This is a genomic window from Oenococcus alcoholitolerans, from assembly GCF_051852995.1.
Classification (GTDB): domain Bacteria; phylum Bacillota; class Bacilli; order Lactobacillales; family Lactobacillaceae; genus Oenococcus; species Oenococcus alcoholitolerans.
Genome location: NZ_CP176042.1, coordinates 1,179,641 through 1,194,683, shown reverse-complemented (window position 1 = coordinate 1,194,683; position 15,043 = coordinate 1,179,641). Strand labels below are relative to the sequence as shown.

The 15,043-nt window shown below is 41.6% G+C and carries 17 protein-coding genes and 1 pseudogene; 15 read left to right on the top strand and 3 right to left on the bottom strand.

What is annotated here, in order from left to right:
- Positions 1–36: 36 nt before the first annotated feature.
- Genes ACKP2L_RS06655 through ACKP2L_RS06645 form a run of 3 tightly spaced genes read right to left on the bottom strand, consistent with a single transcriptional unit; the run spans position 37 to position 2,341 of the window.
- Positions 37–789: an amino acid ABC transporter ATP-binding protein gene (locus ACKP2L_RS06655; protein WP_439425075.1), complete on the bottom strand. Its 753-nt coding sequence runs from the start codon at positions 787–789 to the stop codon at positions 37–39.
- Positions 782–1,465, bottom strand: a complete 684-nt coding sequence (locus ACKP2L_RS06650; protein ID WP_439425074.1) for an amino acid ABC transporter permease — start codon at positions 1,463–1,465, stop codon at positions 782–784. Before ACKP2L_RS06650 ends, ACKP2L_RS06655 begins: the two co-directional genes overlap by 8 nt.
- 18 nt (positions 1,466–1,483) lie before the next feature.
- Positions 1,484–2,341 (bottom strand): transporter substrate-binding domain-containing protein, encoded by an 858-nt coding sequence (locus ACKP2L_RS06645; RefSeq protein ID WP_439425073.1) that lies wholly within the window; start codon positions 2,339–2,341, stop codon positions 1,484–1,486.
- Between the two features lie 66 nt (positions 2,342–2,407).
- Between ACKP2L_RS06645 and ACKP2L_RS06640 the strand changes: the two genes are divergently transcribed.
- From ACKP2L_RS06640 to ACKP2L_RS06570, 15 genes and pseudogenes are all read left to right on the top strand, one after another.
- Positions 2,408–2,812 carry a Mini-ribonuclease 3 gene (locus ACKP2L_RS06640; protein WP_439426221.1) on the top strand — a complete coding sequence of 135 codons (405 nt, stop codon included), beginning with the start codon at positions 2,408–2,410 and terminating at the stop codon, positions 2,810–2,812.
- Positions 2,793–3,542: a 23S rRNA (guanosine(2251)-2'-O)-methyltransferase RlmB gene (gene rlmB, locus ACKP2L_RS06635; RefSeq protein WP_439425072.1), complete on the top strand. Its 750-nt coding sequence runs from the start codon at positions 2,793–2,795 to the stop codon at positions 3,540–3,542. Before ACKP2L_RS06640 ends, rlmB begins: the two co-directional genes overlap by 20 nt.
- 241 nt (positions 3,543–3,783) lie before the next feature.
- Positions 3,784–4,329, top strand: a complete 546-nt coding sequence (locus tag ACKP2L_RS06630) for a sigma factor (RefSeq protein ID WP_439425071.1) — start codon at positions 3,784–3,786, stop codon at positions 4,327–4,329.
- A 72-nt stretch (positions 4,330–4,401) separates the two neighbouring features.
- A complete protein-coding gene (secE, locus tag ACKP2L_RS06625; protein ID WP_439425070.1) occupies positions 4,402–4,545 on the top strand; it encodes a preprotein translocase subunit SecE in 144 nt (47 codons plus the stop codon).
- A gap of 72 nt (positions 4,546–4,617) precedes the next feature.
- Complete coding sequence (gene nusG, locus ACKP2L_RS06620; protein ID WP_439425069.1) at positions 4,618–5,178, top strand: transcription termination/antitermination protein NusG; 561 nt, start codon at positions 4,618–4,620, stop codon at positions 5,176–5,178.
- Between the two features lie 118 nt (positions 5,179–5,296).
- Entirely contained in the window at positions 5,297–6,853 is a 1,557-nt protein-coding gene (gene gntK / locus ACKP2L_RS06615) for a gluconokinase (RefSeq protein WP_439425068.1), read from the top strand.
- A gap of 68 nt (positions 6,854–6,921) precedes the next feature.
- Complete coding sequence (locus ACKP2L_RS06610; RefSeq protein ID WP_439426220.1) at positions 6,922–8,367, top strand: gluconate:H+ symporter; 1,446 nt, start codon at positions 6,922–6,924, stop codon at positions 8,365–8,367.
- A gap of 109 nt (positions 8,368–8,476) precedes the next feature.
- Positions 8,477–8,896, top strand: a pseudogene (gene rplK, locus ACKP2L_RS06605) (50S ribosomal protein L11); the annotation flags it as partial.
- Between the two features lie 146 nt (positions 8,897–9,042).
- Complete coding sequence (rplA, locus tag ACKP2L_RS06600) at positions 9,043–9,735, top strand: 50S ribosomal protein L1 (RefSeq protein WP_439425067.1); 693 nt, start codon at positions 9,043–9,045, stop codon at positions 9,733–9,735.
- 188 nt (positions 9,736–9,923) lie between these two features.
- Positions 9,924–10,451, top strand: a complete 528-nt coding sequence (rplJ, locus tag ACKP2L_RS06595; RefSeq protein WP_439425066.1) for a 50S ribosomal protein L10 — start codon at positions 9,924–9,926, stop codon at positions 10,449–10,451.
- A 31-nt stretch (positions 10,452–10,482) separates the two neighbouring features.
- Positions 10,483–10,848 carry a 50S ribosomal protein L7/L12 gene (gene rplL / locus ACKP2L_RS06590; protein ID WP_439425065.1) on the top strand — a complete coding sequence of 122 codons (366 nt, stop codon included), beginning with the start codon at positions 10,483–10,485 and terminating at the stop codon, positions 10,846–10,848.
- Positions 10,849–10,928: 80 nt separating this feature from the next.
- Positions 10,929–11,162 carry a hypothetical protein gene (locus tag ACKP2L_RS06585; protein ID WP_439425064.1) on the top strand — a complete coding sequence of 78 codons (234 nt, stop codon included), beginning with the start codon at positions 10,929–10,931 and terminating at the stop codon, positions 11,160–11,162.
- Complete coding sequence (locus ACKP2L_RS06580) at positions 11,155–11,769, top strand: class I SAM-dependent methyltransferase (protein ID WP_439425063.1); 615 nt, start codon at positions 11,155–11,157, stop codon at positions 11,767–11,769. The genes ACKP2L_RS06585 and ACKP2L_RS06580 overlap by 8 nt, the downstream gene beginning before the upstream one ends.
- Complete coding sequence (locus tag ACKP2L_RS06575) at positions 11,744–12,211, top strand: nucleoside deaminase (protein WP_439425062.1); 468 nt, start codon at positions 11,744–11,746, stop codon at positions 12,209–12,211. The genes ACKP2L_RS06580 and ACKP2L_RS06575 overlap by 26 nt, the downstream gene beginning before the upstream one ends.
- 75 nt (positions 12,212–12,286) lie before the next feature.
- On the top strand, positions 12,287–15,034 hold the full coding sequence (locus tag ACKP2L_RS06570) for a cation-translocating P-type ATPase (RefSeq protein ID WP_439425061.1): 2,748 nt from the start codon (positions 12,287–12,289) through the stop codon (positions 15,032–15,034).
- Positions 15,035–15,043: the final 9 nt, after the last annotated feature.

Below are 15,043 nucleotides of genomic sequence, written 5' to 3'. Positions count from 1 at the left end.
GGTCCGGGTTTTGTTTCGTTTGATTTTAATGTATTTTTAAACCTCGATCAATTTACTCAAAAATTCTTTTGCCCGCGGATTTTTCGGATCGCTGAAAAATTGTTCAGGTTCAGCATCTTCAGAAATTTTTCCCTGATCTAAAAACCAGACTCTGTCCGCTACTTTTTTTGCGAAACCCATCTCATGAGTAACGACTACCATCGTCATTCCGTCTGCTGCCAAATCCTGCATTACTTTAAGAACTTCGCCGACCATTTCTGGATCTAAAGCCGAAGTTGGTTCATCAAAAAGCATTACATCCGGATCCATGGCCAATGCTCGGGCAATCGCGACCCTTTGTGCCTGCCCGCCGGAAAGAGATCTTGGAAAAGCGTCTATTTTTTCTTCTAAACCGACCTTTTTCAGAAGCTGGAGGGCCTTTTCGTGTGCCTGATCTTCTTTTAAGTAACCCAATTTTACCGGCGCTAAGGTAATGTTTCTTTCAACGCTTAAGTGAGGAAAAAGATTGAACGATTGAAACACCATCCCCATTTTTGCACGGATCGCGTCTAGTTCTTTATCTTTCATTTTAGTCAGATCGCGGCCTTCGAAAAGGACTTGACCGCTGGTCGGCTTGTCGAGCATGTTTAAATCTCGGATCAAAGTTGATTTGCCGGTCCCGCTCGGTCCGATCAGGGTAACGACTTCAGAACGTTTGATTTCGGCATTGATATCATTCAAGATCACGTTGTCGCCGAATTTTTTCGTCAGACCTTTTAATTCAATGATCGTATCGTTATTATCAGTCATGTTTCATTCTTCCTTCAAAATATTTCATGATTCTTGAGAGACTGAATGTCAATAAGAAATAGATGATCGCAGCGATGATCAGGGGAGTAACGCCGTCAAAAGTCGTCGCGCGGATATTATTTATCTGATACATTATGTCGGGTGCACCGATTATCAAAACGATCGAGGATTCCTTTATCAATGCAACGAATTCATTTCCTAATGCGGGCCAAATATTTTTTAAAGCCTGGGGAATGATAACGAAACGCATGGTCATTTTTCCTGATAGGCCTAATGATCTAGCTGCTTCCGTTTGCCCCTTGTCGACTGATTGAAAACCGCCGCGGATCGCTTCAGAAACATAAGCCGAAGAATTTATCGAAACAGCGATTATACCAGCTACTATCGTTGGGATATCGACTTCTGTTCTGATTCCGATGGCTGACAATATGCTCTGAAGTATGATCGGGATCGAAAAGAACACAAACATCAGCTGAACGATCATCGGTGTTCCTCTAAGTACTTCTACATAAGTAGCCGCGATCGCCTTGACAATTTTGCTGTGCGACATGTGCATCAAAGCGACCAAAAGTCCCAAGATCGATCCGATCACAACTGCAGACAGCGAAATCAAAAGGGTCACTCCTAATCCTGAAAGCAGTTCATCTCTAAAACGCCAAAACATTAATGATGACATAAAATCTCCGTTAAACTCTTATTTAGCCTGTTTTAACTGGGTACCAGCGTGTTTGATCCATTTTTCAAACGAATGGCTATGATTGTATTTTTCAACGATCTTATTGATCCTTGTCTTCAGCGCCTGTTGATTTTTAGGAATAACGACTTGCATGCCTTCTTCGTCTTGAACACCCTTTGGATAATCAGCATAAGTAAACTTTAAGCCGGAAACACTGTTGGCATATGCCTGACCGACACCACCGGAAAGGGCAACTGCATCGATTTTGTTTGTTTTTAAAGCTAGGATCAAATCATTATTGGATTGGATCTGGGTTATTTTGGCACTTTTCAGACCCTTTTTTTTCAAAGATTGTTTGATCAATGCTTCTTGTCTGGCTGAAGTTTGCACGCCGACTTTTCTGCCCGCTAAATCTTTATAGGATTTGATTTTTTTTGCATCAGCTGCTTTTATGACTAAAGTTTCTTTCCCATGATAGTAAGGAACACTAAAATCAACTGTCTTCCTTCTTTGAGCAGTTGCGCCCATGCCTGCCAGCAAAACATCAACTTTTCCTGATTTTTGAGCGACTAATAAAGAGTCAAAAGACATGTTTTTAACTTGAAGTTTGACACCGAGGCCCTTAGCTAATTTTTTAGCTAAAGTCATATCTGCGCCAGTCGGGACCTGCTGGCCGTTTTTTTGGACCATGAATTCAAAAGGCGGGAAATCAGCAGACGTACCAACTATCAGCTTTCCTCGGTCTTTTATCTTCGAGTACAGCACGCCCTGCTTATTTCCCGCCGCTTGAGCATAATTAATCGAGCCGGCAAAAACACCAGCTACTGCAATCGTCGATATTAGACCACTAAAAAATCTGCTTACTAATTTTTTCATTTTAAAATCTCCTTAAATTATCCACCCTTTTTATAAATTGAGTGAATTGCAATTATAATAATGACTGTGTTAGAAAATGTCAAGAACCAAAGCGGCTTATCGCTTGCCTTTATCGGTGACGCAGTTGATGAGCTCTTCATAAGAAGGTACCTGCTTTCGACAGGTCTTACAAAAGTTAACCAGCTTCAGCGCCGTTCAAAGGAATTTGTTTCAGCTAAAGCACATGCTAAATTATTTTCGTTAATGCAAGAAGAAAATATCTTGAGTGCCGATGAACTTAGTATTTTTAAAAGGGGACGCAACTCGCACCCGCATACCAAGGCAAAAAATACTGATGCTGTCACCTATCAAATATCAACTGGCGTAGAAGCTTTGTTAGGCTATCTTTATCTTGAGGACGATCAAGAACGCTTAAAAGAAATAATCGGATGGATGATCAAAAAAGTCGAAGATGGAGAAACTCGTGAGTGATGAAATGATCTATGGCTTTCATGCTGCTTTAGAAGCATTGGAAAATAATGTCAGCAGCAAGGCCGTGTATTTGAGCAAAAGTATGCTGAAAAAAAGAGCACAGCAGGTAAAACAGGCCGCGCTGCAAGCTAAAGTCAAGGTAGTTTTAGTAGATAATCAAAAATTGGATCAGTTAAGTTCTAACGGCAATCACCAAGGAGTTGCTGTAGAAATTAAATCTTATCAGTATCTTCCTTTAGATGAACTGGTGTCCCGTTCAAAGAAAAGAAAGGAACCTTTCCTGCTTATTCTTGATGAGATAGAGGATCCGCATAATTTGGGTTCGATCCTCAGGACTGCCGACGCAGCATCAGTCGACGGGATCATCATTCCTAAACGGCGGGCTGTCCAACTAACTCAAGTCGTTGCTAAAGTTTCGACCGGTGCTATTGAGCACGTTCCTGTTACTCGGGTGACTAATATAAATTCAACGATCGATCTTCTGAAAAAAGAGGGTTTTTGGATTTTCGGTACTGATGTGAAAGGGGCCGATTATAGCCAATGGGATGCTTCTGGAGCAGTAGCCTTGGTCATCGGCAATGAAGGCCGCGGTATTTCTGCTCAAACGAAAAAGAAAGTCGATCAAATGCTCACTATTCCAATGGCCGGTCATGTTCAATCACTCAATGCAAGCGTTGCTGCAGCCTTATTAGTTTATCAAGCTTATAACAGCCGCCGTTTGAGAAAATAAATTTTATCCGCCTTTTGGATCAAAAATAAATTTTTAAAAATATAAAAAATTATTTTTCTGATTTTCGTCTCCGGCATCTAAGCTGATCGATCACACTGTTAAAGCTTTTTTGACGGTATCGTAGCTTATTTGCTTTTTTTATTTTCCAAAAAGAACATATGTTCGCTGATCAAAGATCTTTGATTCGATTATATTTTCTTGGTATTTTGTAAGACCATCTTAAAAGGCAAACAAGGAAATCATGGACGAAATCAGAGAAGAATTAAGCAGAATAGAACGGGGTGATGAAACAGGCTATCTGGACCTCATTAGATCGACAAAGGGATTTTTGCATTCGATCTATCAACGATATCTGCGTAATATAATCGATTTTGATGAGTGGAACAGTGAAGCACTTGATGTTTTAGTAAGGTCAGTCCAGCAGTATCAGCAAGGACGAAAATGTAAATTTACTACCTACTTTTATCGAGCTTTACATAATCGGGCGATGGATATCATCAGAAAGAGTTATACAAAAAAATCACAGTTTCGGCTTCGCAGTCTCTCTTTAGACGAGCTGTCGCTTAACGGTTTTGATATGGTGGACCATTCTTGGAATCAAGCTCAAGCAAAGATCAATTTTCAGGACGCTTTAAGCCGGACTAAATTTGGAAGAGGTCCAAAGGAGTGCCAAGCGGTCAGAGAATTATTCCAAAAGGACATCGGGCAAGAGCAACAGGAAGATCCTTGTCTTGATTATCGAAAAAAACGTATTTTAAAAAATTTAGTCTCTGAATATTATCGTTAACGATGACAAGCATAATTTACTTTGTTAGAATAAACAAAGATGATTCGTTACTTTAGAAACACAATTGATGAAATGAAAAGAGTAACTTGGCTCAATGCTGATCAAACTAGCCGGGATACGATGTCGGTCATTTTGACTTCTGTATTCTTTTCCGCTTTTTTGACCTTTGTCGGCTGGATCTTTTCGATGCTGATCCGTTTCTTGATAAATGGTTGATAATTTTGTAAGATTAAACTATTGAACCGAGGGTTTCCCTAGGTTTTTTATTTTGGAATCGTAGAGGTATATATGTCTTCAACATCAGAATTACAAAAAGATTGGTATGTCGTTCATACTTATTCGGGCTACGAAAATCGAGTTAAATTGAATTTGGAACAGCGGCGCGAGTCAATGGGCATGTCCGACTATATTTTTCAAGTCATCGTACCTGAAAATGAGACTATCAAGACAGGGCCGAACGGCGAATTAAAAAAAGTCGTTGAGAATGATTTCCCCGGCTATGTTCTAGTCGAAATGATCATGACTGATGAGTCTTGGTTCGTTGTACGTAACACACCTGGTGTGACCGGGTTTCTGGGATCTCATGGTCAAGGATCCAAGCCTAATCCCGTCACCAAAGACGAGATCGATCGAATCATGCATAGAATGGGATTGATCGAAAGAAAAGTTGATGATCTTGATGTAAAAGTCGGCGAGGTCGTTTCTATTATCGGCGGAGCTATGAGCGGTATGGAAGGAAAAATCACTGCTATCGATAAAGGCAAACAAGAAGTCCGTGTTTTGGTCGACATGTTTGGCCGAGAAACAGAAACCGAAGTTCCTTTTAACGATATCGACAAAGTTTATTGATTTATTTGTTTAAAAAAGAGGTTTGCCTCTTTTTTTATTATCTTTTAGGCAAGCGTTTTCCTTTTTTTCAATTTTCTTTTATAATTAAGTGCGTTTTGGATTTTTAGGAGAAATTTTTATGGATTATCTAATAGGAGTTGATTTAGGAACTACAAGTACCAAATCTGTTCTTTTTGATTTGAAGGGAAAAGTTATTTCTTCATCTAATAAGGGTTATCCTTTGTACCGCGACCGGCCTGATACAGCCGAAGAGGACCCGGAGGAAATTTTTCAGGCTTTGATAGATTCACTGGCGGAAGTCGTTAGAAAAGCTGATCTGCCTAAGGACAGCAAGATCGCTGGTGTATCTTTTAGTGCTGCTATGCATTCTCTGATTGCTCTGGACAAAGATTGGAAACCACTGACTCGGGTGATCACCTGGGCTGATGGCCGAGCAGTCAAATATTCAGAAGAATTAAGAAAAAATGGTTTAGGACAAAAAATTTATAGCCGGACCGGTACGCCGATCCACCCGATGGCACCTTTGAGCAAGCTGTTTTGGATGAAAAATGAGCGTCCTGATATTTATAAGCAGGCGGCTCATTTTCTTGGTATAAAAGAATATATTTTCCATAAATTGTTCGGCAGCAACAAAGTTGATATTTCGATCGCCAGCGGAACCGGTATTTTCAACATTTTCCAACTTGATTGGGATCAACAGACGCTTGATTTTTTGGAATTGGACAAAAACAAGCTGCCAAAACCAGTTTCGCCATACGAGATCGAAACAGGGATGGCTTCTGAATTTGCGAAAGTCACCGGACTATCCGCTGATACGCCCTTTGTTTACGGGGCAGGAGATGGACCATTATCTAATCTCGGGGTAAATGCTATCCAACCCGGTGTCGCTGCTGTTACCATTGGCACTTCTGGTGCGATCAGAGTTGTAACTGATAAGCCGAAGATCGATCCGAAGGGCAGGACCTTTACTTATGCTCTTGATGCTGACCATTGGGTCGTTGGCGGACCGGTCAATAACGGCGGCGATGTTTTTCGCTGGGCACGCGACAATCTTTTCGATGCTGAAAAATCGACTGCTGATCTTCTCTGCATTGATTCTTATGATCTGTTGACCAAAATAGCTTCGAAAGTTCCTGCTGGTGCTGATGGATTATTGTTCCATCCTTATTTGAGTGGTGAAAGAGCACCGATCTGGGACGCTAATGCTCGCGGTTCTTTCTTTGGCCTGACTCATTACCATACTCGTGCACATATGGTCCGCGCCGTTTTAGAAGGAATAATCTTCAATATTTATATGGTCGCCTTGGCTTTGGAAGAAGTTGTCGGCGATTTGAAATCTATTCAAGCGACTGGCGGTTTTGCCCGTTCGGCATTGTGGCGTCAGATGCTGGCTGATATTTTTGAACAGCCGGTGACAGTCCCTGAAGCTTTTGAATCCGGGGCATTAGCAGCGACCGTCATTGCTCAAAAAGCGCTCGGATACACTGACAAGATCGAAAATATCAAGGACATGGTCGGAAAATCTCAAACTTATGATCCAAATCCTGATAACTATAATGTCTATCGCGAGCTGGCACCTATATTCATACGATTGAGCCGTCAATTGCAAACTGAATATGAAAACATTGCAAATTTCCAGCGTGAACATGTTCATATAAAAACGAAAGAAGATTAATCGTGGAAGAAAATTTATCAATACTTTTAGCCATTGGTACTGACCCAAAAAGCGGTTTGTATCAATGGATGTTGGGTGATATTAATTTATGGCCTTTTTTGATCTTGATCTTGGGGATCGCACTGCTTTTGCTTTTGATCCTTAGATATAAGATAAATACCTTTGTTACCTTGATCGTGACATCGATCGTAGTCGCATTCGCATTGGGGATGAATCCGGCTGGGATCGCTGACGCTATAAAAAATGGTATCGGCGGGACTTTAGGCGAATTAGTCGTGGTCTTTGGCTTTGGTTCTATGATCGGGCGGTTAGTATCAGATGCAGGCGGTTCTTATCGTATTGCGAAAACTTTGATTGCTCGTTTTGGCCGCAAACGTCTGCAATGGGCCGTTGCAGCAGCGTCGTTCGTTATTGGTATATCGCTTTTGTTTGAAGTTGGGCTGGTCGTTTTGATCCCGATCGTATTTACGATCGCTTTGGAAGCAGATGTTCCTTTGCTTTATCTAGGTATTCCTATGGCGACAGCTTTGTCAGCAGCACAAGGTTTCTTGCCGCCGCAGCCTTCGCCAACAGCTGTTACTAACATCTTAGGCGCTAATTTAGGTCTTGTTTTGATATACGGTATCCTTGTGGCGATCCCTGCTATGATCGTTGCCGGACCAATATTTACAAGAGTGGCAAAACGCTATGTTCCTTCGGCTTTTAAAATAACCAAACACCTTGATGCCTTAGGAACTATTAAAGAGTTTGAATTAGACAAAACACCATCTTTTGGTATTTCGATTCTTACCTCTTTGATGGCGGTTATTTTTATGGTCGTGACAACGCTTATCACCATGTTTATAAATGGTGGCAAGCAAGTCTATGGAGGTGTTATCGGAGATTCTGCCTGGAAAGCTATGACCAGCGCTGCACGGCGCGGATATTTAACTGATCCTTCTGAATTTCAGAGAATAATTGCTTTTCTTGGCAATCCCTTGATAGCGATGGTGATCGCTCTTTTATTTGCAATGTGGTCAATGGGACGGCACCAAGGAAGAAAGATTCAGGAAGTCAACGCTACTTTGGCCGATGCTATCAAATCGATCGCTAATCTGCTGATGGTCATTGGCGGCGGTGCTGCTTTTAAAGGTGTACTGACGGCCGGCGGTATTTCAACGGCGATCGCAGCTGCCTTTTCGCACACCTCGATGTCGCCGATAATTTTTGCTTGGCTGATCGCGGTCATAATCCGTGTATCTGTAGGTTCGGCAACGGTTGCCGGTATGACTTCTGCCGGGATCGTAGCTCCGATCGTTGCCAGTCAAACGGCTGTTAATCCAGCCTTTGTCGTTTTGGCCATCGGTGCCGGTTCCTTGGCTGCCAGCCACGTTAATGATGCGGGTTTTTGGATGTTCAAGGAATTTTTTGATCTCGATGTCAAACAAACACTCAAAACTTGGACTGTTTTGGAAACTTTGATCTCAGTCGTCGGTCTATTGATGGTTTTGCTGCTTGCTGCTGTTTTTCATTGATTTGCTTTAGAAAAGCGTGTATGATTAACTCTGCATGTTTGTATCATGTGCGGGAGCAGCGTCACGGCTGCATTTTCCACCGCTAGATTAATCGAGAGGAGACATTATCGTGGCAAAAAATGTCGTAAAAATAGTTAAGCTGCAGATACCTGCTGCTAAGGCTACACCAGCTCCGCCAGTTGGACCAGCCCTAGGACAAGCCGGAATAAATATCGGCCAGTTTACTAAAGATTTTAATGCAAAAACCAAGGATCAAGCCGGTTCTATAATCCCAGTCGTTATTTCGGTTTATGATGATCGTTCATTTGATTTCGTTTTGAAGACCCCGCCTGCTTCTGATCTGCTTAGAAAAGCAGCTAAAGTAGACAAGGGTTCTGGAGAGCCAAACAAACTCAAGGTCGCAAATGTAACATCTAAGCAGATCGAAGAGATCGCAAAGACTAAGCTTCCTGACTTGAATGCGGCTGATCTTCCAGCTGCTGTCAAAGTCGTATTAGGAACAGCTCGTTCGATGGGTGTTTTGGTTGACGGTAAATCATTGGATTCCGGTGCTGCTCGTCTAGCAACCGGAGAAGAGATCGCTGCTGCTGAGCAAGAAGACGCCGCTAATGGCGCTGTTGCTGAAGCCGGCGGAACTGTTAAACAAGAAGATGATGCCGAAGAAGGAGCTGAATAATGTCTAAAAAGCGTAGTAAAAATTATTTAGCTGCAGCAGAAAAGGTTGATTCATCAAAGAAGTACCCTTTGTCAGACGCAGCTTCATTAGTTAAAGAAATTTCATTTACAAAGTTTGATTCAAACGTTGAAGTAGTGTTCGACCTTAACGTTGATACTACTAAAGCAGACCAGCAATTAAGAGGAGCGATCGTTCTTCCTAATGGTTCTGGAAATCCAAAAACAGTTGCTGTTTTTGCTGATGGCGATAAGGCTAAAGAAGCTCAGGCTGCCGGTGCTGATTTTGTCGGTACTGATGATTTGATCGAAAAAGTTCGCGGCGGCTGGACTGGTTTTGATATCGCCATTGCGACTCCTGATCAGATGGCTAAGGTTGGTCGTGTTGGCCGTTTGTTAGGACCTAAAGGTTTGATGCCTAATCCAAAGGAAGGCACTGTTACCTTTGATGTAGCAAAAGCTGTCGAAGACGCCAAGGGCGGTCAGGTAACTTATAGGACTGATAAGAACGGTAACGTTGCTGTGCCGGTCGGCAAGGTTTCTTTTGAAGCTGACAAGCTTGTTGAAAACGTTAAGACTGTTTCTTCAACTATCATCAATTCACGTCCAAGTACGGTCAAGGGTACTTACGTAGTCAGTGCACATCTTGCATCTACTATGAGCCCAGCCGTACCGCTTGAAGTTTCATCTCTATAATTTGATTCATTTTTTATAAAAGACTTGTTTAAACAAGTCTTTTTTTGTATAGTATTATGAGTAAATACCGTTTTTACCTAAGACGTCGGTTACCGAAAGGTGTAAATCCTGCCGAGGAAAGCCAATTTTTCCGCGTAAGAGTCTTGCGCGGTTTTCTTATGTAAAACTATTTACGGAAAGGATATTTCATGAGCGAAAAAGCAATTGCGATTAAAGCAAAAAAAGTAGATGAAGTTGCTGATCTTTTTCAAAATTCAGTTTCATCTGTTGTTGCAGACGTTCGTGGCCTGACTGTTAACCAAGCTGATGAATTAAGAAACCAGCTTCGCCAAGAAGGTGTTTCTTTAAAAGTTATCAAGAACAAGATCCTTGTTCGTGCTGCTGAAAAAGCTGGTTACAGTGAATTGAATGAAGTCTTTAAAGGACCTTCGGCGATCGCATTTTCAAAAGAAGATGCTGTTGCTCCAGCTCGCATTTTAAAGAACTTTAGTAAAGACGCGGAAGCTTTGGAGATAAAGGGCGGTATTATCGATCGTAAAGTAACTGACCTTCAGACTATTGATCGATATGCTGCACTGCCTTCTAAAGAGACTTTGCTGCAACAATTATTGGCCGAATTCCAGTCACCGCTTCGCAGCTTTATGTATGCTGTTAAAGCAGTTTCAGAAAAACGTCAATCAGAAGAGGGAGCTGCAGATGCTCCAGCTGCTGAATAAAAATTAAGTAATATTTTCATTGGAGGAAATTATGGCATTCGATAAAGATGCAATTATCGCTTCCCTTAAGGAAGCATCTATCCTTGACTTGGCTGATTTAGTTAAAGCCATCGAAGATGAGTTTGGTGTTTCTGCAGCTGCTCCAGTAGCTGCAGCAGGTGCCGGTGATGATCAAGCTGCTAAAAAGGATTCAGTCGACGTTGAATTGACTGAATCTGGTCAAGCTAAGATCAAAGTTATTAAGGCTGTTCGTGATGCAACTGGTCTTGGCCTTAAAGAAAGTAAAGACCTTGTTGACGGAGCACCTTCAGTTGTTAAAGAAGGACTTAGCGAAGATGACGCTAACGATCTTAAGTCGAAGCTTGAAGCTGCCGGCGCAACTGTTACTTTAAAGTAAAATTATGATTTTATTAAAACCTTGGAATTTTCTGAGGTTTTTTATTTTCTCTTTAAAAATATCAAGTTATAATATTAGCGATGAGTGATTCAGATGTTCCCATATCGTCGCCGGTCAAGGCTGTCGTGAATAAAATCAATGTCGTTAAGAACGAACAAGTATATGCAGGAGATATTTTAGCGATCCTATTAGTTGGAAATAAACCCCATGAGCTTTTAAGCCGGGCAACAGGATCAGTTTATTCCGTGGACGTAAAAACAGGGCAGATCGTTGCTGCTAATCAAAAAATAATCGGGATAAAATTGAATGACTGAAAAAAATCAACAATATTTTGCTTCAAACCCAGAGTCAGCGCATGATTTTAGGTCTTTTTCCTATGATTTTGCCGGCAAAAAATTATTTTTTAAAACAGATGCCGGTGTTTTTTCAAAGAACAGGATCGACTATGGGACACAAGTACTTTTGTGCACGGTGTATGAAAATTACGATAAGATACCGGCGGGTCCGATTCTCGATTTAGGAACGGGTTATGGTCCGGTTGGTATTTGTTTGAAGGCAATCGATCCTAAAAGAGCAATAGAAATGGTCGATGTTAACCAGAGGTCGCTCGGTCTTGCTGCCCAAAATCTTGCTGAAAATGGTTTGTCTGCTAAATTATATCTATCTGATCGTTATCAAAAAGTAAATGGAAATTTTGCAGCAATAATCGTTAACCCGCCGATCAGGGCCGGCAAAAAAATAGTGACTGATATGCTGACAGGCGCATACGATCATCTTCTTAAAAATGGATCTATTTTTGCTGTTTTGCAAAAGAAACAAGGTGCTCCTTCGGCTGAAAAAAATTTATTAAAAAAATTCGATAACTGCCAAATCATAAAAAGAGATAAGGGGTATTATGTCCTACGATCAGTCAGAAATTGATTATTTTATGTCGCTGGCTTTTCAGGAGGCTCAGAAAGCTTTTGATGAAGATGAAGTGCCGATCGGTGCTGTTATCGTTAAAGATAACAAAATTATCGGAAGAGGGCATAATCAAAAAGAACATAGTAAAATAGCGACGGCGCATGCTGAAAAAATCGCGATCGAACAAGCTAACTTCTATCTAGGCGATTGGCGACTGAACGGCTGCACGCTTTTTACGACACTTGAGCCATGCGTTATGTGCTGCGGGGCGATTATTCAAAGCAGGATATCAGAATTGTATTTTGGTGCGCTTGATCCAAAATTCGGTGCTGTTCGTTCCCTGTATCATCTTTTAGAAGACAGCCGTGCTAATCATTTTGTTTTAGTACATTCGCAAGTACAGGCTGATCGCTCGGCCGTTCTCATGCAGAGTTTTTTTAAAAAATTGCGCGGTCATTGATCCGCGTTTTTTGATTGATTTTCTAGTTAAGACTAGAATGTTCTCGTGTATAAGATTGATTCTTGGGAGGTCAAGATGAAAAGCGAAAATTCTGCATCAATGGAAATGAGGGATTTATATACAAAGCTTTCTTCAAAACCAAATGGATTGGATACTCAGGAAGCTTCTTCAAGATTAAAAAAATATGGTCCTAACATAATCGCTCGTCAAAAAAATTCTTCTCAACTATTGATTTTTTTGAAATCATTTTCCAGCATGATGGCTATTTTACTATGGTGCTCTGGTTTTATTGCTATTTTTGCAGGTATGGCAGAATTAGGTATTGCGATTTGGCTGGTCAATGTCATCAACGGTCTGTTCTCTTTTTGGCAGGAGTTTGCCGCTAAAAGAGCAACTGATTCGCTTATGAAAATGCTGCCGACTTATGCAAACGTATATCGCGATGGCAAGATCAGCAAACTTTTGGCAACAGAAATGGTGCCCGGGGATGTATTTTTAGTTCATGCCGGGGACTCGATTTCCGCCGATGCACGTCTAGTGGAAACTGATGAGCTGCAGGTCGACGAATCGGCACTGACCGGTGAATCGGTTTTGGTAAATAAAGAAGTTGAATTTTCAAAAGGAAAAGGGAAATTTGCATATTCGAATCTGATCTATGCTGGGACGACCGTTTCATCTGGTGATGGAAAAGCGCTTTGTCTTGCGACCGGAATGGACACCGAATTTGGTCAGATCGCTCGATTGACACAAACTGCCAAGCAGGCAAGTTCTCCTTTGCAAATAGAGTTGAATCACCTGACCAAGCAGTTATCGGCTATTGCTATTTTGATCGGACTGCTGTTTTTTGCAGCAGCAGTTTTATTTGTTAAAAATCCAGTGGCAGATTCCTTTATTTTCGCACTTGGTATGATCGTGGCTTTTATTCCTGAAGGACTTTTACCAACCGTGACTTTGTCTTTGGCACAAGCTGTTCAGCGTATGTCCAAGAAAAATGCTCTGGTCAAGAATCTTAACTCAGTTGAAACTCTTGGAGAAACGACCGTTATCGCTACCGATAAGACCGGTACATTGACTCAAAACCAAATGACCATCAATCATGTTTGGACCAGCGATTCCGAGTATGAGGTCAGCGGCCAAGGCTATAGTAATAAAGGGGATATTCGTGAAAAAAATAAAGCGATCGACCTTGAAAAAGAACCAGCTTTAAGGCAATTGATCATTGATGCGACTTTGAACAATGAAGCTGAAGTCCAGCAGCCTAAAAGCTTAAAAAACATACCTAAAATAATCGGAACTCCGACCGAAGCTGCTTTGCGGATTCTAAGTGAAAAATCTTCTATCGACCGTTCTCTTCTCGAAAAAGAGATGCCGAAGATCCGCGTACTGCCCTTTGATTCGCGCAGACAAAAGATGACGACGATCCATCAGCTTAAAGACGGCAGCCGAGCCATTTATACCAAGGGTGCGTTAGATTTTGTTTTAGCTTCGTGTGATCGAATTTATAAAGACGGCAAGATCTTATCGATTACCGATGAAGATAAAAAAGAAATTTATGCTGCCAATCGCACTTATGCTGAAGACGGATTACGTTCGCTTGCGTTCGCTTTTTCGACAAATAACGATCGCTTCGATCCAAAAGAGTATAGTATCCAAAATTGTGAGCGAGAGCTTGTTTTTATTGGTTTAGCGGCCATGTCTGATCCGCCGCGTCCGGAAATTTATCAAGCTGTCAGAAAAGCTCATTCCGCTGGTATCAAGATAATCATGGTAACTGGTGATTCTGAGATCACGGCAAAATCAATTGCCGTAAAAATCGGTTTGGTTTCGGATAAAGTACGCGTTGTTACCGGCCAAGAACTAGATTCTATGAATGACCAGCAGATCAAAGAGGCTTTAAAGGGTGAAATAATCTTTGCCAGAGTTGCACCTGAACAAAAGTTTCAGATAGTCAGTTCCTTACAATCGCTTGGTCACGTCGTTGCTTCAACCGGTGATGGTGTTAACGATGCTCCCGCTTTGAAAAAAGCAGATATCGGAGTTGCAATGGGTGTGACTGGAACTGACGTGGCTAAAGATGCTGCTGATATGATCTTAACTGATGATAATTTTGCCTCGATCGTAGCTGCTATAGAAGAGGGCAGGGCTGTTTATTCAAATATACAAAAATTCCTGCTCTACATTTTGAATTCTAATTTGCCGGAGGCGGTGCCTTCGATCCTATTTTTGCTGTCAAGAGGCACGATCCCGCTTTCATTAACGGTCATGCAGATTTTGACTGTCGATCTGGGTACAGATATGCTTCCAGCCTTAGGACTCGGTGCTGAACAGATCGAAGCCGGAGTTATGGAACGTCCGCCAAGAGACAGAAAATCGCATCTGTTAGGCAAGGATCTGATCATAAAAGCTTTTTGCTGGTACGGTATGATCGGATCCTTGGTTTCGACCGCTGCTTATTTCTTTGCTAATAGCAAGTTTGGCTGGCCGTCAGCTGCTTTGGCAACATCAGGAATAAATTACCATCAGGCAACGACGATGACGCTTTCTGCGATCGTATTTTGCCAGATAGCAGCGGCTTTGAATGCAAGAACACAGGATACTTCATTGTTTGAAGTTGGTATTTTTTCAAACCACCGCGTAAATTTTGGAATATTCTTTGAAATAATTTTGTTGGTACTTTTGATGTACACGCCTATTTTCAGGTCTGTTTTCCAAACGGCGCCGTTGACCGTTGATGAATGGATTTTGCTTGCTTGTTTGCCGGTCCCGATAGTTTTGCTTGAAGAATTGAGAAAATTTATTTTTCGGCAAAAGAAAAATAATTGAAGCACGCTT